Origin of the sequence: Caballeronia telluris, from assembly GCF_001544495.1 — a bacterium.
GTDB classification, from domain to species: Bacteria; Pseudomonadota; Gammaproteobacteria; order Burkholderiales; family Burkholderiaceae; genus Caballeronia; species Caballeronia telluris.
The window spans coordinates 13,234-32,207 of the sequence record NZ_FCNZ02000021.1 but is presented as its reverse complement, the minus strand read 5'-3'; the positions used below and the strand labels follow the sequence as shown (position 1 = coordinate 32,207).

General features: G+C 65.1%; 20 protein-coding genes and 1 riboswitch. Of the genes, 19 read left to right on the top strand and 1 reads right to left on the bottom strand.

Annotation, left to right across the window (positions count from 1 at the left end):
• Positions 1 to 31: 31 nt before the first annotated feature.
• The gene (locus tag AWB66_RS23620; RefSeq protein ID WP_087632537.1) at positions 32 to 1,498 is read left to right on the top strand and encodes a glutamate synthase subunit beta; all 1,467 of its coding nucleotides are present in this window, start codon (positions 32 to 34) and stop codon (positions 1,496 to 1,498) included.
• 88 nt (positions 1,499 to 1,586) lie between these two features.
• Here the strand turns inward: AWB66_RS23620 and AWB66_RS23615 are convergent, their stop codons facing one another.
• Complete coding sequence (locus AWB66_RS23615; protein WP_087632536.1) at positions 1,587 to 3,329, bottom strand: ABC transporter ATP-binding protein/permease; 1,743 nt, start codon at positions 3,327 to 3,329, stop codon at positions 1,587 to 1,589.
• 305 nt (positions 3,330 to 3,634) lie between these two features.
• Positions 3,635 to 3,755: riboswitch (TPP riboswitch) on the top strand.
• A 184-nt stretch (positions 3,756 to 3,939) separates the two neighbouring features.
• On the opposite strand from AWB66_RS23615, the gene AWB66_RS23610 reads away from it, so the two are divergent.
• The 18 genes from AWB66_RS23610 to hisB all read left to right on the top strand — a co-directional run bounded on the left by AWB66_RS23610 (position 3,940) and on the right by hisB (position 18,969).
• Complete coding sequence (locus AWB66_RS23610; RefSeq protein WP_087632535.1) at positions 3,940 to 5,097, top strand: FAD-dependent oxidoreductase; 1,158 nt, start codon at positions 3,940 to 3,942, stop codon at positions 5,095 to 5,097.
• Positions 5,098 to 5,113: 16 nt separating this feature from the next.
• Positions 5,114 to 5,311 carry a sulfur carrier protein ThiS gene (gene thiS / locus AWB66_RS23605; RefSeq protein ID WP_087632534.1) on the top strand — a complete coding sequence of 66 codons (198 nt, stop codon included), beginning with the start codon at positions 5,114 to 5,116 and terminating at the stop codon, positions 5,309 to 5,311.
• A 19-nt stretch (positions 5,312 to 5,330) separates the two neighbouring features.
• Entirely contained in the window at positions 5,331 to 6,149 is an 819-nt protein-coding gene (locus AWB66_RS23600) for a thiazole synthase (protein ID WP_235021214.1), read from the top strand.
• Positions 6,146 to 7,225 carry a thiamine phosphate synthase gene (thiE, locus tag AWB66_RS23595; RefSeq protein WP_087632532.1) on the top strand — a complete coding sequence of 360 codons (1,080 nt, stop codon included), beginning with the start codon at positions 6,146 to 6,148 and terminating at the stop codon, positions 7,223 to 7,225. The genes AWB66_RS23600 and thiE overlap by 4 nt, the downstream gene beginning before the upstream one ends.
• A 104-nt stretch (positions 7,226 to 7,329) precedes the next feature.
• On the top strand, positions 7,330 to 8,145 hold the full coding sequence (locus tag AWB66_RS23590) for an ABC transporter ATP-binding protein (protein WP_087632531.1): 816 nt from the start codon (positions 7,330 to 7,332) through the stop codon (positions 8,143 to 8,145).
• Positions 8,142 to 8,909 carry a lipid asymmetry maintenance ABC transporter permease subunit MlaE gene (gene mlaE / locus AWB66_RS23585; protein ID WP_087632530.1) on the top strand — a complete coding sequence of 256 codons (768 nt, stop codon included), beginning with the start codon at positions 8,142 to 8,144 and terminating at the stop codon, positions 8,907 to 8,909. The genes AWB66_RS23590 and mlaE overlap by 4 nt, the downstream gene beginning before the upstream one ends.
• Before the next feature lie 92 nt (positions 8,910 to 9,001).
• On the top strand, positions 9,002 to 9,571 hold the full coding sequence (mlaD, locus tag AWB66_RS23580; protein WP_087632529.1) for an outer membrane lipid asymmetry maintenance protein MlaD: 570 nt from the start codon (positions 9,002 to 9,004) through the stop codon (positions 9,569 to 9,571).
• A gap of 10 nt (positions 9,572 to 9,581) precedes the next feature.
• Positions 9,582 to 10,532, top strand: coding sequence for an MlaA family lipoprotein (locus AWB66_RS23575; protein ID WP_087632528.1), 951 nt, complete (start codon positions 9,582 to 9,584; stop codon positions 10,530 to 10,532).
• Between the two features lie 123 nt (positions 10,533 to 10,655).
• Positions 10,656 to 11,285 (top strand): MlaC/ttg2D family ABC transporter substrate-binding protein, encoded by a 630-nt coding sequence (locus AWB66_RS23570; protein ID WP_087632527.1) that lies wholly within the window; start codon positions 10,656 to 10,658, stop codon positions 11,283 to 11,285.
• 5 nt (positions 11,286 to 11,290) lie between these two features.
• On the top strand, positions 11,291 to 11,608 hold the full coding sequence (locus AWB66_RS23565; RefSeq protein WP_235021213.1) for an STAS domain-containing protein: 318 nt from the start codon (positions 11,291 to 11,293) through the stop codon (positions 11,606 to 11,608).
• Between the two features lie 214 nt (positions 11,609 to 11,822).
• Entirely contained in the window at positions 11,823 to 12,749 is a 927-nt protein-coding gene (locus tag AWB66_RS23560) for an ABC transporter ATP-binding protein (protein WP_087632526.1), read from the top strand.
• The gene (locus AWB66_RS23555) at positions 12,746 to 13,501 is read left to right on the top strand and encodes an ABC transporter permease (RefSeq protein ID WP_087632525.1); all 756 of its coding nucleotides are present in this window, start codon (positions 12,746 to 12,748) and stop codon (positions 13,499 to 13,501) included. Before AWB66_RS23560 ends, AWB66_RS23555 begins: the two co-directional genes overlap by 4 nt.
• Positions 13,502 to 13,519: 18 nt before the next feature.
• Positions 13,520 to 13,759 carry a BolA family protein gene (locus AWB66_RS23550; protein WP_062638200.1) on the top strand — a complete coding sequence of 80 codons (240 nt, stop codon included), beginning with the start codon at positions 13,520 to 13,522 and terminating at the stop codon, positions 13,757 to 13,759.
• 102 nt (positions 13,760 to 13,861) lie between these two features.
• Positions 13,862 to 15,133, top strand: coding sequence for a UDP-N-acetylglucosamine 1-carboxyvinyltransferase (gene murA / locus AWB66_RS23545; protein ID WP_087632524.1), 1,272 nt, complete (start codon positions 13,862 to 13,864; stop codon positions 15,131 to 15,133).
• Positions 15,130 to 15,822, top strand: coding sequence for an ATP phosphoribosyltransferase (gene hisG, locus AWB66_RS23540; RefSeq protein ID WP_087632523.1), 693 nt, complete (start codon positions 15,130 to 15,132; stop codon positions 15,820 to 15,822). The genes murA and hisG overlap by 4 nt, the downstream gene beginning before the upstream one ends.
• Positions 15,823 to 15,879: 57 nt before the next feature.
• Entirely contained in the window at positions 15,880 to 17,205 is a 1,326-nt protein-coding gene (gene hisD / locus AWB66_RS23535) for a histidinol dehydrogenase (RefSeq protein ID WP_087632522.1), read from the top strand.
• A gap of 71 nt (positions 17,206 to 17,276) precedes the next feature.
• A complete protein-coding gene (gene hisC / locus AWB66_RS23530; protein ID WP_087632521.1) occupies positions 17,277 to 18,347 on the top strand; it encodes a histidinol-phosphate transaminase in 1,071 nt (356 codons plus the stop codon).
• Between the two features lie 34 nt (positions 18,348 to 18,381).
• Complete coding sequence (gene hisB / locus AWB66_RS23525; RefSeq protein WP_062638205.1) at positions 18,382 to 18,969, top strand: imidazoleglycerol-phosphate dehydratase HisB; 588 nt, start codon at positions 18,382 to 18,384, stop codon at positions 18,967 to 18,969.
• The last annotated feature ends 5 nt before the right edge of the window (positions 18,970 to 18,974 follow it).

Below are 18,974 nucleotides of genomic sequence, written 5' to 3'. Positions count from 1 at the left end.
CTCACCAAATACAGAGAAAGAAGAGAACCATATGGGCAAGGCAACCGGTTTTCTCGAGTTCGAACGCCGCCACGAGGCGTACGAAGCACCGCTGACCCGCGTCAAGCACTACAAGGAATTCGTCCACGCGCTCACCGACGAGGACGCGAAGATCCAGGGCGCGCGCTGCATGGACTGCGGCATTCCGTTTTGCAATAACGGCTGTCCGGTGAACAACATCATCCCGGACTTCAACGACCTCGTGTTCCAGCAGGACTGGAAGAACGCGATCGAAGTGCTGCATTCGACCAACAACTTCCCCGAGTTCACCGGCCGGATTTGTCCCGCGCCGTGTGAGGCCGCTTGCACGCTCGGGATCAACGACGATCCGGTCGGCATCAAGTCGATCGAACACGCGATCATCGACAAGGCCTGGGCGCAGGGTTGGGTCGAGCCGCAGCCGCCGAAGCACAAGACGGGCAAGAAGGTGGCCGTCGTCGGTTCGGGGCCGGCCGGGCTCGCCGTCGCGCAGCAACTCGCGCGCGCGGGGCACGACGTGACGGTGTTCGAAAAGAATGATCGGATCGGCGGATTGCTGCGCTATGGCATCCCCGACTTCAAGCTCGAAAAGTGGCTGATCGACCGCCGGATGCGCCAGATGGAAGCCGAAGGCGTGAGCTTCCGCACGAACGCGTTCGTCGGCAAGGACGCGCTGCCCGCGCACATCGCCAACACGGCGAAGGAAACCATCACGCCGGACGAACTGCGCGAGCAGTTCGACGCGATCGTGCTGACGGGCGGCTCGGAAATGCCGCGCGATCTGCCGGTGCCGGGGCGCGAACTGGCCGGCATCCATTACGCGATGGAATTCCTGCCGCAGCAGAACAAGGTCAACGCGGGCGACAAGGTTGCCGAGCAACTGACGGCGAAAGGCAAGCATGTCGTCGTGATCGGTGGCGGCGACACGGGCTCGGACTGCGTCGGCACGTCGAACCGGCATGGCGCGAAGGACGTCACGCAGTTCGAACTGCTCGCGCAGCCGCCCGAGGAAGAGAACAAGCCGCTCGTGTGGCCGTATTGGCCGATCAAGCTGCGCACGTCGTCGTCGCACGAGGAAGGCTGCGAGCGCGACTGGTCGGTCGCGACCAAGCGCTTCGAAGGCAAGAACGGCAAGGTCGAGAAGCTGATCGCGGTGCGCGTCGAGTGGAAGGGCGGCAAGATGCAGGAAGTGCCGAACAGCGAGTTCGAACTGAAGGCCGATCTCGTGCTGCTCGCGATGGGCTTCACGCAGCCGCTGTCGCCGGTGCTGGACGCGTTCGGCGTCGAGAAGGACGCGCGCGGCAACGTGCGCGCTGCGACGGAAGGCGAGAAGTCGTATTACACGTCGGAGGAGAAGGTGTTCACGGCGGGCGATATGCGTCGCGGACAGTCGCTCGTGGTATGGGCGATTCGCGAAGGCCGCCAGTGTGCGCGGTCAGTCGATGCGTTCCTGATGGGGCATAGCGAGTTGCCGCGGTAGGTTCTTATCGCTGCTCGCTGAAATGGAAAAAGCCGGATCGCTCGATGAGCGGTCCGGCTTTTTTGTATCGAATCAAAGGCGATCAGCCTCAAGCCTCCGCCATCGCCCGCTCGATCTCGATCTTGTAGTCATGAAACATCGCGACGGATTCGCGATGCGCGACACTCAGCATCGCCGCATTCGGCAGCCGTTCGACGAGCGTGTTGTACACATGAAGCTCGTTGGCCGCGTCCAGCGCGCTCGTGGCTTCGTCGAGGAACAGGAAGTCCGGCTTGTGCAGCAGCACTCGTGCGGCGGCAAGCCGCTGTTGCTCGCCCGGCGACATCATCTTCGCCCAGTGCCCGGATTCTTCCAGCCGCCCGACGTAATCCTCCAGCTTGCACGCGCGCAGCGCCTCGCGCGATTCCTCGTCGCTGAACGTGCCGCCCGGCGACGGATAGCTCAACGCCGCCTTCAGCGTGCCGATCGGCAGATAGCTCTGCTGCGGGATGAACATCATCTTCGCATCGACGGGCGCGTCGATCGTGCCGTCGCCGAACGGCCACAGGCCCGCGAGCGCCCGCATCAGCGTGCTCTTGCCCGACCCGGACGGCCCGTGGACCAGCCAGCGCGAGCCTGGCTCGATCGACACGTCCGCGACGCGCGCGAGCGGCGTGCCGTTCGGCAGCGCGAGCGAGAGGCCAGTCGTCGTGAGCGCGTTCGTGCTCGTGTAGTGCAGGTTGATGCCGCCGTGCACGGTCGCGGGCGAGATCGCTTCGCGGATATGCGTGGAGCGCATCACGCGCTTGAATTCACGCAGACGATTCACCGTGGCGCGCCATTCGACCAGCGTCGAGTAACTGTTGATGAACCATGAGAACGAATCGCTGACCGTGCCGAACGCGGATGAAATCTGCATGAGCACGCCGAACGAGAACGCGCCCGCGAAGTAGCGCGGCGCGGCAACCATGATCGGGAAGATGATCGCGATCTGCCCGTAGAAGCTCAGCACGAAGGTCATGCGCTTCGTGTACTTCATGATCATCCACCAGTTGTCGCGGATACGACCGAAGATGGTCTTCGCGTTGGCGGTTTCGGTCGCGATGCCGTCGTAGAACGCGATCTGCTCGGCGTTCTCGCGCACGCGGATCAGGCCGAAACGGAAGTCGGCTTCGACCTTCTGCTGCTGATAATTGATCGACACGAGCGGATGGCCGACCTTCTGGATGATGAGCGACCCGAGCACCGCATACAGCGCCGCGGCCCAGACCATGTAGCCCGGAATCACGAGCGGCGTGCCGAAGGCGGTCAGCGTGAGCGCGCCGGCGATCGTCCACAGAATTGTGATGAAGGTGACGAGCGTGACGAGCGTCGAAAGCAGGTCGAGCGAGAGGCTCAACGTGGTGGTGGCGAACGATTGCAGGTCGTCGCTGATCCGCTGGTCGGGGTTGTCGGCGAGGCGGTCGCGCTCGATCCGGTAGAACGCGCGGTCGCCGAGCCATTGTTCCAGATACTTGTTGGTGAGCCACTGGCGCCAGCGAAAACCGAGCATCTGTCGCAGATACCGCCCGTACACCGCGAGCAGGATGTACGCGAACGCGAGTCCGGTGAAGATCAGCAGCAGGTGCGGGAAATCGTGGACGTTCTTGGTTTGCAGCGCGTTGTAGAAGTCGGCGTTCCAGCGGTTGAGCCGGACATTGATCCACACGACCGTCATGTTGATCGCGATGATCGCGGCCAGCAGCCCCCACGCGATGCCGCGTTCTTCCGAGAACCAGTAGGGCTTGATCAGGCTCCAGGCCGATACGTTGTCGGCCTCTTGCTGAGCGTTGTCGGGCGTGATGTTGGTCATGAGCTTCCTGATGATGAGCCGGCGTCACGGCCGGATGTAACGTCGCGCACGAGGCGGCGCGTAGTCGGGCCCGCTGCGGTGAAATGCGAAAGCACGGGCCCCGCAGATTGTTTCGGCTTTCCCTTAACTGCGGCTTAATTGAACCCGGCGCGACACGGGCGAGCCCCCCCGCGCGGCGGAGCCGACGCCCTCGGGCCAGTTTCGCGCACAGGGGTTCGCGGCATTGTGCCAGAGTGCCGGATCGCGTGAAAAAACGCGGGAATCCCCGGTTTGCGGCGGCTTCGCCTTTCATGCTTTAATGATCGTCGACGAAACAGGGGTGCTTTGCGCGCGTTTCCCGCAACACGAAACGCGCGACGAGGCTGAGAGAAACCCTTTGCACCCGATCCGGGTAATACCGGCGAGGGAAGTTTCCGGAAAACGCCATCGTTTTTCCAGTCTCTTCCAGCATTCCATCCGCTTTGGGGCCTTGGCATTGCGCCACCCCGCCGGTCTCGCCGCTGATTTCGTCCTTTGATTGTGCGTCTGCCGCACTCGACAGAGGGCTCGGGACCGATTTCCCCGTCACTTCCTCGCGTGCCGCAGCTCGTCGCTGAGGAGGCATCGCATCGTGAATACTTTTGTCGACCGGAGTGCCGGCGCGCCGCGGACAGCGCATCGGCCGGACTTTGCCGTCGTCGGCGGCGGGCTGTGCGGCCGGCTCGTCGCGTGGCAACTGGCGGGCGCCGGGCATCGGGTCGTGCTCTACGAACGCGGCGACGCGGCCGGCACGCAGTCGGCGGCGTGGGTCGCGGCGGCGATGCTCGCGCCGCTCGCCGAAGCGGCAAGCGCCGAGCTGCTGATCACGGAACTCGGCGTGGCGTCGCTCGAACGCTGGCCGTCGCTCATCGCGCAACTGCCCGAGCCGGTCTTTTTCCAGCGCAACGGCACGCTCGTCGTCTGGCATGCCGGCGACCGCGCCGAAGCACCGCTCTTCGAGCGCCGCCTGCGCGCGAATGCGCCCGCCGCGCTCTTCGACGACGGCTTCGTGAAGCTGTCCGGCGCGCAGGTCGCGGCGGCGGAGCCGTCGCTCGGAAGCCGCTTCGCGCAAGGCTGGCTGCTGCCGCACGAAGGGCAACTCGACAACCGTCAGGTCCTGTCGGCGCTGGCGGCGGGGCTCGCTGCGCGCGGCGTCGATACGCACTGGAACACGCCGCTCGACACGATGCCCGACGCGCGGGTCGTGATCGACTGCCGCGGACTCGGCGGCAAGCCCGCGTGGCCCGCGTTGCGGGGCATCCGCGGCGAGGTCGCGCGCGTGCATGCGCCGGGCATCGGGCTCACGCGGCCGGTGCGCCTGCTGCATCCGCGTTATCCGCTCTACATCGCGCCGAAGGAGCACGATCTCTATGTGATCGGCGCGACGGAAGTGGAGGGCGAGGACATGTCGCCCGTCACCGTGCGCTCCGCGCTCGAACTGCTGAGCGCCGCGTTCGCGGTGCATCCGGGCTTCGGCGAGGCGCGCATCCTCGAACTCAACGCCCACTGCCGCCCGACGCTGCCGGATCATCGGCCGGCCATCGTCTGGGACGGGGCGCGGACCTTGCGGGTGAACGGCCTGTACCGGCACGGTTTCATGATCGCGCCGGAAGTCGCCGATACCGCCGCGCAGCTCGCCGAAGCGCTTCTCGCGCGGGACGTGAGCGCCTCAGATTCCTTCGACGACTTCCGCCGCCAGGCGCGCTGGGCCGACCTGCTCCACAGCGAGCACGCGGTGCCCGCACTGTAAAACCATCGATATCGCCATGAACATCCACATCAATCAGCGGCCGTTCGACCTTCCCGACTCGGCCACCGTCACCGACGCGCTCGCCGCGTTCGGCGCGAAGCCGCCGTTCGCCGTCGCGCTGAACGGCCAGTTCGTCGCGCGCGCGGAACACGCGTCGAAGGCGCTCGCCACGGGCGACAAGCTCGATGTCGTCGCGCCCGTCGCGGGCGGCTGACTCACACAGGATCGCAACCATGACCACCACTACCAAAATGACGACCGCCGACGCGCTCGTGCTCTACGGCGAGACATTCCCGAGCCGCGTGTTGCTCGGCACGTCGCGCTATCCGTCGCTGCAGTCGCTCTCGGATTCCATCGATGCCGCGAAGCCCGGCATGGTCACGGTCGCGCTGCGCCGCCAGTCGGCGACCGGCGAGGCGGGCTTCTTCGACGTGTTGAAGCGCCACGGCGTCGCGTTGCTGCCGAACACGGCGGGCTGCCAGAGCGTCGACGAAGTGCTGACCACCGCGCACATGGCGCGCGAAGTCTTCGAAACGCCGTGGATCAAGCTCGAACTGATCGGCGACGACTACACGCTGCAGCCCGATCCGATCGGCCTCGTGGAAGCGGCGGGCAAGCTGGTCCGCGACGGCTTCAAGGTGCTGCCGTATTGCACCGAGGATCTCGTGATCGGGCGGCGGCTGCTCGATGCCGGCTGCGAGGCGCTGATGCCCTGGGGTGCGCCGATCGGCACCGGCAAAGGCGTGACGAATCCTTACGGCTTGCGCACATTGCGCGAGCGCCTGCCGGACGTGCCGCTGATCGTCGATGCGGGGCTCGGCGTGCCGTCGCATGCATGCCAGGTGATGGAATGGGGCTTCGACGGCGTGCTGCTCAACACGGCCGTCTCGCAGGCGACCTTTCCGCCGCAGATGGCGCGCGCGTTCGCGCTCGGCGTCGAGGCGGGACGCACCGCGTATCTCGCCGGCCCGATGGCCGAGCGCGACAGCGCCGAGGCGAGCACGCCGGTCGTCGGCATGCCGTTCTGGCATCAGGACGGGAGCGCCGCATGAGCTTGCTGAATCGCGAGATTTTCTGGCCGCCGGCGGACGAACTGACGGAAGTCGCCGAGCGCATCCGCGCGCGTCTCGGCGAGTGGCCGGCGGCGTCGAAGCCTTGGCGCATCTGCCTGACCGCGCCCGACGCGCACGGCGCGAACGATCTGATCGTCTTCACCGAGCAACATGACGCGGACGTCGGTCGCCTGCTCGCCGATGGCGCCGCCGTGCTCGAAGCGCACGGCGAACGTGCGGTTCTGCGACGCGGCGACGAGCGCTTCGTGCTCGAAGGCGAGCGTTCCGACGACTGGCTCGCGGCGCTCGCCGCGTTCCTCGACTGCGACTTCGAGCCGCACGACGCGCTCGTGCTCGCGCTCGCGTGGCGCGCGGGCGACGAGAGCAAGACAGACGCATGGCCCGTCGATTTCGCTACGTTTCCGCGCGTCGGCGACCTGAGCGACGCGCCTGCGACGCCGTTTCCCGAATGCCCGCTGCGGCTCGGCCTGTATCCTGTGCTGCCGTCCGCGCAATGGGTCGAACGCGTGCTCGATCTCGGCGTGCTGACGGCGCAACTGCGCCGCAAATCGACCGACGCCGACGACCTGAAACGCGAGATCGAATGGTCGGTGAATGCCGGGCGAAAGCACCAGGCGCAGTTGTTCATCAACGATCACTGGCGCGAGGCGATTGCGGCAGGCGCGTATGGCGTCCATCTGGGACAGGAAGACGTCCAGACCGCCGATCTCGACGCGATCGCGAAGGCCGGCGTGCGGCTCGGTCTTTCGACGCACGGCTATTACGAAATGCTGCGCGCGCTGCATTTCAGGCCGAGCTATCTGGCGCTCGGCGCCGTCTTCCCGACGACGACCAAAGTCATGCCGACCGCGCCGCAAGGGCTCGCGCGGCTGGCACGCTACGTGCGCCTGCTCGACGGCCGCGTACCGCTCGTGGCGATCGGCGGCGTCAATGGCGACGTGCTTCGCGACGTGCTGGCGACCGGCGTAGGCAGCGCGGCGGTCGTGCGCGCCGTGACCGAGGCGCAGGACGTCGCGGCGGCGGTTTCTGCGTTGCAACATGAGTTCGCGAGATAATGTTGAAAATTCGGAAAAATTCACTAGTCGAAAGGTAGGCCAAGGCATCGTTTACGCACAGGCCCTATAATTCGGCCTCTTTGCGTAAAGGATTGCCTGCCTCCGTGTCTGTTTCCCCCGAGACCCTGCTAGAGCTTCGCGACGTCGACTTCGGTTACGGCGACCGGCTCGTTTTGTCGAACCTGAACATGCGTTTCACGCGTGGTCAGGTGGTCGCGGTCATGGGCGGCTCCGGCTGCGGCAAGACGACCATCCTGCGTTTGATCGGCGGTCTCGTGAAGGCGAACCGCGGCCAGGTACGCTTCGGCGGCACCGACGTCGGTGCACAAAGCCGCGACGGCCTCTACGCGCTGCGCCGCAAGATGGGCATGCTGTTCCAGTTCGGCGCGCTGTTTACCGATCAGACCGTCTTCGAAAACGTCGCCTTCCCGCTGCGCGAGCACACCGACCTGCCCGAAGAACTCCTGCGCGATCTCGTGCTGATGAAGCTGAACGCGGTCGGCCTGCGCGGCGCGCGCGATCTGGCGCCGTCGGAGATTTCGGGCGGCATGGCGCGCCGCGTGGCGCTTGCCCGCGCGATCGCGCTCGATCCCGAACTCATGATGTACGACGAGCCGTTCGCCGGGCTCGACCCGATTTCGCTCGGCATCACCGCGAACCTGATCCGCACGCTGAACAGCGCGCTCGGTGCAACGTCGATTCTCGTGACGCACGACGTGCCCGAATCGTTCGCGATCGCCGATTACGTGTACTTCATCGCGAACGGCGGCATTCTCGCCGAGGGCACGCCGGCCCAGTTGCGCGCGTCGACGGACCCGTCGGTACGCCAGTTCATCGACGGCGCGCCGGACGGCCCGTTCAAGTTCCACTACGCCGCCTCGCCACTCGCGGCGGACTTCGGTATCGGAGGCAAGGCATGATCAGCGCGCTCGGACGCTGGGTGCTCGACGGCTTCGGCACCGCCGGTTACGCGACGCGCATGTTCGTGCGCCTCGTGCTCGAATTCTGCCCGCTGCTGCGCCGTCCGCGTCTTGTCACGAAACAGATCCATTTCGTCGGCAATTATTCGCTGGTGATCATCGCGGTGTCGGGGTTGTTCGTCGGCTTCGTGCTCGGCTTGCAGGGTTATTACACACTCAATCGCTATGGTTCCGAACAGGCGCTCGGGCTGCTGGTTGCGCTGTCGCTCGTGCGCGAACTCGGGCCGGTCGTGACCGCGCTCCTGTTCGCGGGGCGCGCGGGCACGTCGCTCACCGCCGAAATCGGCCTGATGAAAGCCGGCGAGCAGCTCACGGCAATGGAAATGATGGCGGTCGATCCGCTCAAGGTCGTCGTCGCGCCGCGCATGTGGGCCGGGATCATCTCGATGCCGATCCTCGCCGCGATCTTTTCCGCGGTCGGCGTGATCGGCGGGTACGTGGTCGGCGTGCTGATGATCGGCGTCGATGCCGGCGCGTTCTGGTCGCAGATGCAAGGCGGCGTGGACGTCTGGCGCGACGTCGGCAACGGCGTGATCAAGAGCGTCGTGTTCGGTTTCGCGGTGACGTTCATCGCGTTGTTTCAGGGCTATGAAGCGAAGCCGACGCCGGAAGGCGTATCGCGCGCGACGACCAAGACCGTCGTGTACGCATCGCTTGCCGTGCTCGGCCTCGATTTCCTGCTGACTGCGCTGATGTTCAGCTAGGTCGCATGTTGAACGGCGTCCGCGCGTGGCGGGCGCGGCGAAGGGCACAGTCCTTCGCGCCGTTCTACGACAAGATTCTCTTTGGATAGACGATGAAAAAGACTGCTCTCGACTTCTGGGTCGGCCTGTTCGTGGTGCTGGGTTTCGTGGCGCTGCTGTTTCTTGCGCTCAAAGCCGGCAACATGAGCTCGCTTTCCTTCCAGCCGACCTACGCGGTGAAGCTGAAATTCGACAACATCGGCGGCCTGAAGGCGCGCGCACCGGTGAAGAGCGCGGGCGTGACGGTCGGCCGGGTCGGTGCGATCGGGTTCGACCGGAACACGTACCAGGCCGTCGTCACCATCGACATCGACAAGCAATTCGAATTTCCGAAAGATACGTCGGCGAAGATCCTGACGTCCGGACTGCTCGGCGAGCAGTACATCGGCCTCGAACCGGGCGGCGACGACCAGATGCTCAAGAACGGCGACACGATTTCCATGACGCAATCGGCCGTGGTGCTCGAAAACCTGATCGGCCAGTTCCTGTACAACAAGGCGGCGGATTCCGGCGCATCGAAACCGGGCGGCGCGCCCGCTGCGCCGGCTGCGCCTGCGCCCGCTTTTCCGGGCGCGGCGAGCGCGATGGGTTCGGCAGGCGCCTCGGGCGCGGCAGGTCAATAAGGAGAAGGGCATGCAGGCGATGCGCTTGAAAAGCGCGGGAATCGTGATGGCGGCGGCACTGGTCGCCGGCTGCGCGACCGTGACGACGCCGACGAAGGGCGATCCGCTCGAAAGCTATAACCGGACGATGTTCACGATCAACGACACGCTCGACCAGGTTGCGCTTAAGCCCGTGGCGAAGGCGTACGTCTGGGCGATCCCGGAGCCGGTGCGTAACAGTGTCACGAACTTCTTTTCCAATATCGGCGACGTCTACATCGCGGCGAACAACCTGCTGCAACTGAAGATCGCCGATGGCGTGTCGGACATCGTGCGCGTCGCGATGAACACGGTATTCGGCGTCGGCGGCCTGTTCGACGTCGCGACCATCGCGAAGCTGCCGAAGCACCAGGCCGACTTCGGCCTGACGCTTGGCCACTACGGCGTGCCGCCGGGACCGTACCTCGTGCTGCCGCTGCTCGGGCCGAGCACGGTGCGCGACACGGGCGGTACGGTCGTCGATTATTTCGGCAATCCGCTCACCTACGTGAAGCCGGATTCGGTGAGCTGGGCGCTGTACGGCGTGAATCTCATCGACGTGCGCGCGAACCTGCTCGGCGCGAGCGATGTGCTCGCGGATGCCGCGCTCGACAAATATTCGTTCGTCCGCAATGCATACTTGCAGCGTCGGCAGTACCTGATCTCGGGCGGCGACGGCGCGGCGCCGGATTACGACGACGCGGCGCCGCCGACTTACGACGACACCGCCGCTGGCGCGGCCCCGGTCACCGGGGCGTCCGCGACGGCGACGCCGCTGGCTCCGGCCTCGGCGACCGCTGTTCCGGCAACCGGGGCTTCGGCGCCGGAAGCGGCGTCCGGCACGGCGGAAGCGCCGAAGCCGGCGAGTGCTACCAACACGATTCCGGGCAACCAGTACGTGCCGCCGCGCGTGCCATCGTTCCCTTCGATTCGCTTACGTTGATTCGCCGGCATCTAACGAGCGGTAACATTTTTGACAGGTATTACGACGGTTTGGACGAGGTGGCGGGTGAACTCGGAAACGGTGCCACGTTCAAACCCAAGCCACTTTCACGCAGGGTCTGAGATGAAAAAATTATTGTTGCTTCCCCTTTTCGCGGTCTTCATGGCGTTTTGCAATGGCGCATCCGCGCAGGCCGTCGATACGAGCAATCCGGACGTGATGATGAAGACCGTCACGCAGCAGGTGCTCGACCAGATCAAGGCGGACAAGCAGATCCAGTCGGGCAGCATCACGCGCATCACGGAACTCGTGAACGAGAAGATCCTGCCGTACACGGACTTCACGCGCACCACGCGTCTCGTGATGGGCCGCAACTGGAACACCGCCACGCCGCAGCAGCAAAAGGAGATCGTCGAGCAGTTCAAAATGCTCCTGATCCGTACGTATTCGGGCGCGCTCGCGCAGGTGCGTGACCAGCAGGTCCAGTACAAGCCGTTCCGCGCGGCGCCGGAAGATACGGACGTCGTGGTGCGCTCGGTCGTCATCAACAACGGCTCGCCCATCGAGCTCGACTATCGTCTCTACAAGACGCAGCAGGGCTGGAAGGTCTACGACATCAACGTGCTCGGCGCGTGGCTGATCCAGGCCTACCAGCAGCAGTTCAACGAGCAGATTTCGCAGCATGGCGTCGACGGGCTGCTGCAGTTCCTCACGCAGCGCAACCAGCAACTCGCGAGCGGCAAGGCATCGTGAGCAGCGTGAATTCCGCTGGCCTGTCTGCCGCCGGCGTAGCGGCCAGCCCGTCCGCTGGCCGCTTCCAGACCGCCGCGTCGCTGACGCACGAAAGCGCAAAGGCGGCGCTCGAAGCGGGTTTGTCGCGGATCGCGGCCGGCGCGACCGAAGTCGATTGCGCGCCGCTGCGCCAGTTCGATTCGTCCGCGCTTGCCGTGCTGCTCGCATGGCAGCGCGCGGCGTCGTCGCGTGGCGGCGCGCTCGCCGTCGTGAACCTTCCCACCGGGCTTGCCAGTCTCGCGCAAGCCTATGGCGTCGATACGCTCCTCACCTTCCGACATTGATCCTGCACTGACGCAGCCAGCGGCGCGGGGCGGGATCGTCCGTCGGCTGCGCAACGCCGGGCAGGACCTCGCTCGGGTCGGCCAAAGCCGGTTTGCCCTATAATCAAACGTTTTTTCGGCACGTCACCCGGCCCTTTTTCGGCCTGAAACGATGCCGGCCACGTTCCAGTACCGCACAATTCGAGGCGCCGCCCCCTCCGGCGCGCGCACTGTCATGCCAGCCATAGAAATCCGAAACGTCAGAAAGCGCTACAAAGAGCTGCAAGCGCTCAAAGGCGTGAGTTTCTCGGTGGAAGAAGGCGAATTCTTCGGCCTGCTCGGTCCCAACGGAGCGGGCAAAACCACCCTCATCAGCATTCTCGCGGGCCTAGCACGCGCCGACAGCGGCACGATCTCGGTCCGCGGGCATGACGTCGTCAGCGATTTCCGCGCCGCGCGCCGCGCGCTCGGCATCGTGCCGCAGGAACTCGTCTTCGATCCGTTCTTCACCGTGCGCGAGTCGCTGCGCATCCAGTCGGGCTACTTCGGCTTGCGCCACAACGACGACTGGATCGACGAAGTCATGGCGAATCTCGATCTCACCGAGAAGGCCGACGTCAACACGCGCGCGCTGTCGGGCGGGATGAAGCGGCGCGTGTTGGTCGCGCAGGCGCTGGTGCACCGCCCGCCCGTGATCGTGCTCGACGAGCCGACCGCCGGCGTCGACGTCGAATTGCGCCAGACGCTGTGGAAGTTCATCTCGCGCCTGAATCGCGAAGGCCACACGATTGTGCTCACCACGCACTATCTGGAAGAAGCCGAGTCGCTGTGCGACCGGCTCGCGATGCTGCGGCGCGGGGAAGTCGTCGCGCTCGAACGCACGAGCGCGCTGTTGCAGCGTTTCGCGGGCATGCAGTTGTTTCTGCGCCTCAAGCGGGGCGTGCTGCCGGCCGACCTGCGTCCGCTGGAAGTCGATCCGCACGCGGTGTCCGGCGCGCAACACCTGCTGCGGCTCACGAGCTACGACGAAGTCGAGCCGATTCTCGCGAAATGCCGCGCGGCCGGTTGCACGTTCGACGAAATCGACGTGCGCAAGGCCGATCTGGAAGATGTGTTCGTGCAGGTCATGAACGAACCCGAAGTCGTCGAGGGGCTTTCATGAGCGGTTTCAGGACACTGTTTTACAAGGAAATCCTGCGTTTCTGGAAAGTCGCTTTCCAGACGGTGCTCGCGCCGGTGATCACCGCGCTCCTTTATCTGATGATCTTCGGCCACGCGCTGTCGAGCCACGTGCAGGTGTATCCGGGCGTCGCGTACACGAGCTTTCTCGTGCCCGGCCTCGTGATGATGAGCGTGCTGCAGAATTCGTTCGCGAACAGTTCGTCGTCGCTGATCCAGTCGAAGATCACGGGCAATCTCGTGTTCGTCCTGCTGCCGCCGATCGCGCACTGGGAAATGTATTTCGCCTACGTGCTGGCGTCGGTGGTGCGCGGGCTGACCGTAGGATTCGGCGTATTTATCGTCACGGTGTGGTTCATTCCGATGTCATTTTCCGCGCCCATCTACATCATTGCGTTCGCGGTGCTCGGATCGGCGATTCTCGGCACGCTCGGGCTGATCGCCGGCATCTGGGCCGACAAGTTCGATCAGCTCGCCGCGTTTCAGAATTTCCTGATCATGCCGCTCACGTTCCTGTCGGGCGTGTTCTACTCGACGCATACGCTGCCGCCTGTCTGGCGCGAGGTGTCGCGGCTGAATCCGTTTTTCTACATGATCGACGGCTTCCGCTACGGCTTTTTCGGCATGTCCGACGTGAGTCCGCTCGCGAGCCTCGGGATCGTCGCCGCGTTCTTCGCGGTGCTGGCGGTGATCTGTGTGCGCCTGCTGGCAAGCGGCTACAAGCTGCGTCACTGAATTTTTGAGGAGACTTCCATGTTGCCGACCCCGGAACAAGTGAAGGATTACATCGCTGGCGGCCTCGCCTGCCAGCATCTGGAAGTGGAAGGCGACGGCCAGCATTTTTTCGCGACCATCGTGAGCGATGCGTTCGAAGGCAAGCGCCTGATCGCGCGTCATCAGCTGGTTTATGCGGCGCTCGGCGACCGTATGCGCGCGGAAATCCACGCGCTCAGCATGAAGACGCTCACGCCCGCGGAATGGAAATCGGCGTAAGCCGACCCGCGTCGCCGGAAGAGTCCGGCGCGCGTATTCAAGTCAATCGCGACGCCGATGCCGGCGCCGCAGCAGCAAGCACGGTAGAAGGACACTTCAAGCATGGACAAACTGGTCATCACTGGGGGCACGAAGCTCTCGGGCGAAATCGTCGTATCGGGTGCGAAGAACGCGGCGCTGCCGATTCTCTGCGCAAGCCTGCTCACCGCCGACGACGTCCATCTCGAAAACGTTCCGAATCTGCAGGACGTGCGCACCATGCTCAAGCTGCTGCGCCAGATGGGCGTGAATTCGGAAGTGAGCGGCGACGGACGCGTGACGCTGAACGCGTCGAAAGTCGACAACCTCGTCGCGCCGTATGAGATGGTGAAGACGATGCGCGCCTCGATCCTCGTGCTCGGGCCGCTCGTTGCGCGCTTCGGCGAGGCGAAGGTGTCGCTGCCGGGCGGCTGCGCGATCGGCGCGCGTCCGGTCGACCAGCACATCAAGGGCCTGCAGGCGATGGGCGCCGAGATCAACATCGAGCACGGCTTCATCGAAGCGCGCGCGAAGCGCCTGAAGGGCGCGCGCATCATCACCGACATGATTACCGTCACGGGTACGGAAAATCTGCTGATGGCGGCTGTTCTCGCCGATGGCGAAACGGTGATCGAAAACGCGGCGCGCGAGCCGGAAGTCAGCGATCTCGCGCATCTGCTCGTGAAGATGGGCGCGAAGATCGACGGCATCGGTTCGGACCGGCTCGTCATTCACGGCGTCGAGAAACTGCATGGCGCGCGCCATTCGGTCGTGCCGGACCGTATCGAAGCGGGCACGTTCCTGTGCGCGGTCGCGGCCGCAGGCGGCGACGTGACGCTGCGTCACGTGAATCCGTCGCTGCTGGATGCCGTGACGGCGAAGCTGCGCGAAGCGGGCGTGTCGATCGAGGAAAGCGGCGACTCGATGCGCGTAAAGATGGCGAAGCGCCCCGAAGCGGTGAGCTTCCGCACGTCGGAATATCCGGCATTCCCGACCGACATGCAGGCGCAGTTCATGGCGCTCAATTCGATGGCGAAGGGCACGTCGCAGGTCGTCGAGACGATCTTCGAGAACCGTTTCATGCACGTTCAGGAACTGAACCGGCTCGGCGCGCGCATCACGATCGACGGCAATACGGCGCTGGTCGCCGGCGTCGAAAAACTGTCGGGCGCGAAGGTGATGGCGACCGACCTGCGCGCGTCGGCGAGCCTCGTGATCGCGGCGATGTGCGCGGACGGCGACACGCTGATCGACCGCATCTATCACCTCGACCGCGGCTACGACCGCATGGAAGCGAAGCTGACGGCAGTCGGCGCGAAGGTGAGCCGCATCAAGGGAACCGGGAGCGAACAATGAGTTCGGTGCCGCAGACATCGGCGTCGGTCGGCGCGAGCGCGCCGCTGACGCTGGCGTTGTCGAAAGGGCGTATCTTCGAAGAGACGCTGCCGCTGCTCGCCGCCGCCGGCGTAGAGGTGGCCGAGGACCCGGAAACGTCGCGCAAGCTGATCCTGCCGACCACGAATCCGAACCTGCGCGTAATCATCGTGCGCGCCACCGATGTGCCGACTTACGTCGAGTACGGCGCCGCGGATTTCGGCGTCGCGGGCAAGGACGTGCTGATCGAGCACGGCGGCGGCGGGCTGTATCAGCCGGTCGATTTGAATATCGCGCGCTGCCGGATGTCGGTGGCGGTCGCGGCCGGCTTCGACTACGCGAGTGCGGTGCGCCAGGGCGCGCGTCTCAGAGTCGCGACGAAATACGTCGAAGTGGCGCGCGAGCATTTCGCGTCGAAGGGCGTGCACGTCGACCTGATCAAGCTGTACGGCTCGATGGAACTGGCGCCGCTCGTCGGCCTGGCCGATGCGATCGTCGATCTGGTCAGCTCGGGCGGAACGCTTCGGGCGAACAATCTCGTCGAGGTGGAGGAGATCATGCAGATTTCGTCGCGCCTCGTCGTCAATCAGGCGGCGCTCAAGCTCAAGCGCGAAGCGCTGCGGCCGTTCCTCGATGCGTTCGAACGCGCGTCGGTGCCGGAAGGACACTGAGCGGCAACCGGGCGTGAGACTGTCGCGCTGCACGCCATACTGAAACGGAAAACCAGCATGTCTATCAAGATTCGCAAACTCGATTCCAGCGCCAACGGTTTTCATCAGGCGCTGCACGCGGTGCTCGCGTTCGAGGCGAGCGAGGACGAAGCCATCGAACGCTCCGTCGCGCAGATTCTCGCCGACGTGAAGGCGCGCGGCGACGCAGCCGTGCTCGACTACACGAACAAGTTCGACCGGCTGAAGGCGGAAAGCGTCGCGGCGCTCGAACTGCCGCAGACGGAACTCGAAGCGGCGCTCGAAGCGCTCGAACCGAAGCGCCGCGCGGCGCTCGAAGCGGCGGCGGCGCGCGTGCGTGGCTATCACGAGAAGCAGCGCATCGAGTGCGGCAGCCATAGCTGGCAGTACACCGAGGCCGACGGCACCGTCCTCGGCCAGAAAGTCACGCCGCTCGACCGCGCGGGCATCTACGTGCCGGGCGGCAAGGCGGCGTATCCGTCGTCGGTGCTGATGAACGCGATTCCCGCGCGCGTCGCGGGCGTGAAGGAAATCGTGATGGTCGTGCCGACGCCCGACGGCGTGAAGAACCAGCTCGTGCTCGCGGCGGCGTTGCTCGGCGGCGTGGACCGCGTGTTCACGATCGGCGGCGCGCAGGCGGTCGGCGCGCTGGCCTATGGCACGGAAAGCATTCCGGCCGTCGACAAGATCTGCGGCCCGGGTAATGCGTACGTGGCGTCGGCGAAGCGCCGCGTGTTCGGCACTGTCGGCATCGACATGATCGCGGGGCCGTCCGAAATCCTCGTGATCTGCGACGCCACCACCGACCCGCGCTGGGTCGCGATGGACCTCTTCTCGCAGGCCGAACACGACGAACTCGCGCAGTCCATTCTGCTGTGCCCGGACGCGACGTTCATCCAGCGCGTGGAAGACGCGATCGTCGAACTGCTTCCTTCGCTGCCGCGCCGCGACGTGATCCAGCGCTCGCTCGAAGACCGTGGCGCGCTGATCAAGGTGAAGGACATGGCCGAAGCCTGCGCGATCGCCAACGACATCGCGCCGGAACACCTCGAAATCTCAGCGCTCGACCCGCACCACTGGGCCGCGCAGATCCGCCACGCCGGCGCGATCTTCCTTGGCCGTTACACGAGCGAGAGTCTCGGCGACTATTGCGCCGGCCCGAACCACGTGCTGCCGACCTCGCGCACGGCGCGTTTTTCGTCGCCGCTCGGCGTCTACGATTTCATGAAGCGTTCGAGCGTGATCGAAGTCAGCGCGGAAGGCGCGCAGACGCTCGGCGAGATCGCCGCCGAACTCGCCTACGGCGAAGGCTTGCAGGCGCACGCGCGCAGCGCCGAATACCGGATGAAAAACACGGGCCAGTAAGCGGCCCGATATCCCAAGACCGAGGCGGCCCGAGAGCCGCCGTTCGGCCGACGAGAGCGGCCGCCGAGACCATGACGACACCACAAGACATCATCCGCCCCGACGTCCTTGCGATGACGAGCTACCCCGTGCCCGACTCGACCGGCCTCGTGAAGCTCGACGCGATGGAAAATCCCTACCGCCTCCCCGCCGATCTCGCCGCGAAGCTCGGCGAGCATCTCGCGGGCGTCGCGTTGAATCGCTATCCGGCGCCGCGTCCGGCGAACCTGATTGCGAAGATCAAGCGCGCGATGAACGTGCCGCCTGCCTGCGAAGTGCTGCTCGGCAACGGCTCGGACGAACTGATCAGCATGCTGTCGATGGCGTGCGCCAAGCCCGGCGCGAAGGTCGTCGCGCCCGTGCCGGGCTTCGTGATGTACCAGATGTCGGCGGCGTTCGCGCATCTCGACTTCATCGGCGTGCCGCTGAACGCGGACTTCACGCTCGACGCCGACGCGCTCATCGCCGTCATCGGGGAGCACGCGCCCGCGCTGGTCTACCTCGCGTATCCGAACAACCCGACCGGCACGCTCTACGACGACGCCGACATCGAACGCGTGATCGCGGCGGCGAACAAGAGCCTCGTCGTGATCGACGAGGCGTATCAGCCGTTCGCGGAAAAGACGTGGATGCCACGCGCCGCGGAATTCGACAACGTCGTCGTGATGCGCACGGTGTCGAAACTCGGTCTGGCCGGCATTCGTCTCGGCTACATGGCCGGCACGGCGAAGTGGATCGCCGAATTCGACAAGGTGCGCCCGCCGTACAACATCAACGTGCTGACGCAGGCGACGGCCGAGTTCCTGCTCGACCACCTCGACGTGCTCGACGCGCAGGCGGCCCAACTGCGCACCGAACGCGCGAAGCTCGCGAAGGAAGTCGCGGCGCTGCCCGGCGCGACGGTTTTCCCAAGCGCGGCCAACTTCCTGCTCGTGCGCGTGCCGGATGCGGCAGTGACCTTTGAAACCCTGCTGACATCGCGGGTTTTGGTCAAAAACGTGAGTAAAATGCACCCATTGCTCGCAAATTGCGTGCGTTTGACGGTCGGATCGGCTGACGAGAACGCGCAGATGATCGCGGCTCTCAAGCTCGCGCTGCACTAAAACCCCGCTTTCTTAAAAGTCTCAAGGAATCACCATGCGCATTGCGGAAGTCGTTCGCAACACCAGCGAAACGCAGATCCGTGTGAAGCTCGATCTGGACGGCACCGGCAAGCAGAAGCTCGCCACCGGCGTGCCGTTCCTCGACCATATGCTCGACCAGATCGCGCGCCACGGCCTTTTCGACCTTGAAGTCGAAGCGCACGGCGACCTCCATATCGACGACCACCACACGGTCGAAGACACCGGCATCACGCTCGGGCAGGCGGTGGCGAAGGCCATCGGCGATCGCAAGGGCATTCGCCGCTACGGCCATTCCTATGTGCCGCTCGACGAAGCGCTGTCGCGCGTCGTAATCGATTTCTCCGGCCGGCCGGGACTCGAATTCCATGTGCCGTTCACGCGCGCGCGCATCGGCACCTTCGACGTCGATCTCACCATCGAATTCTTCCGCGGCTTCGTGAATCACGCCGGCGTGACGCTGCATATCGACAACCTGCGCGGCATCAACGCGCACCATCAGGTCGAGACCGTGTTCAAGGCGTTCGGGCGCGCGCTGCGCATGGCCGTCGAATTCGACGAGCGCGCCGCGGGCCAGATTCCGTCGACCAAGGGCAGCCTTTAATTTCC

Bases quoted from the DNA above. Each gene is read 5' to 3' on its own strand.
- AWB66_RS23620 (WP_087632537.1), top strand. From the start codon at position 32: ATGGGCAAGGCAACCGGTTTTCTCGAGTTCGAACGCCGCCACGAGGCG.
- AWB66_RS23615 (WP_087632536.1), bottom strand. From the start codon at position 3,329: ATGACCAACATCACGCCCGACAACGCTCAGCAAGAGGCCGACAACGTA.
- thiS (WP_087632534.1), top strand. From the start codon at position 5,114: ATGAACATCCACATCAATCAGCGGCCGTTCGACCTTCCCGACTCGGCC.
- AWB66_RS23600 (WP_235021214.1), top strand. From the start codon at position 5,331: ATGACCACCACTACCAAAATGACGACCGCCGACGCGCTCGTGCTCTAC.
- thiE (WP_087632532.1), top strand. From the start codon at position 6,146: ATGAGCTTGCTGAATCGCGAGATTTTCTGGCCGCCGGCGGACGAACTG.
- mlaE (WP_087632530.1), top strand. From the start codon at position 8,142: ATGATCAGCGCGCTCGGACGCTGGGTGCTCGACGGCTTCGGCACCGCC.
- mlaD (WP_087632529.1), top strand. From the start codon at position 9,002: ATGAAAAAGACTGCTCTCGACTTCTGGGTCGGCCTGTTCGTGGTGCTG.
- AWB66_RS23575 (WP_087632528.1), top strand. From the start codon at position 9,582: ATGCAGGCGATGCGCTTGAAAAGCGCGGGAATCGTGATGGCGGCGGCA.
- AWB66_RS23570 (WP_087632527.1), top strand. From the start codon at position 10,656: ATGAAAAAATTATTGTTGCTTCCCCTTTTCGCGGTCTTCATGGCGTTT.
- AWB66_RS23560 (WP_087632526.1), top strand. From the start codon at position 11,823: ATGCCAGCCATAGAAATCCGAAACGTCAGAAAGCGCTACAAAGAGCTG.
- AWB66_RS23555 (WP_087632525.1), top strand. From the start codon at position 12,746: ATGAGCGGTTTCAGGACACTGTTTTACAAGGAAATCCTGCGTTTCTGG.
- AWB66_RS23550 (WP_062638200.1), top strand. From the start codon at position 13,520: ATGTTGCCGACCCCGGAACAAGTGAAGGATTACATCGCTGGCGGCCTC.
- murA (WP_087632524.1), top strand. From the start codon at position 13,862: ATGGACAAACTGGTCATCACTGGGGGCACGAAGCTCTCGGGCGAAATC.
- hisG (WP_087632523.1), top strand. From the start codon at position 15,130: ATGAGTTCGGTGCCGCAGACATCGGCGTCGGTCGGCGCGAGCGCGCCG.
- hisD (WP_087632522.1), top strand. From the start codon at position 15,880: ATGTCTATCAAGATTCGCAAACTCGATTCCAGCGCCAACGGTTTTCAT.
- hisC (WP_087632521.1), top strand. From the start codon at position 17,277: ATGACGACACCACAAGACATCATCCGCCCCGACGTCCTTGCGATGACG.
- hisB (WP_062638205.1), top strand. From the start codon at position 18,382: ATGCGCATTGCGGAAGTCGTTCGCAACACCAGCGAAACGCAGATCCGT.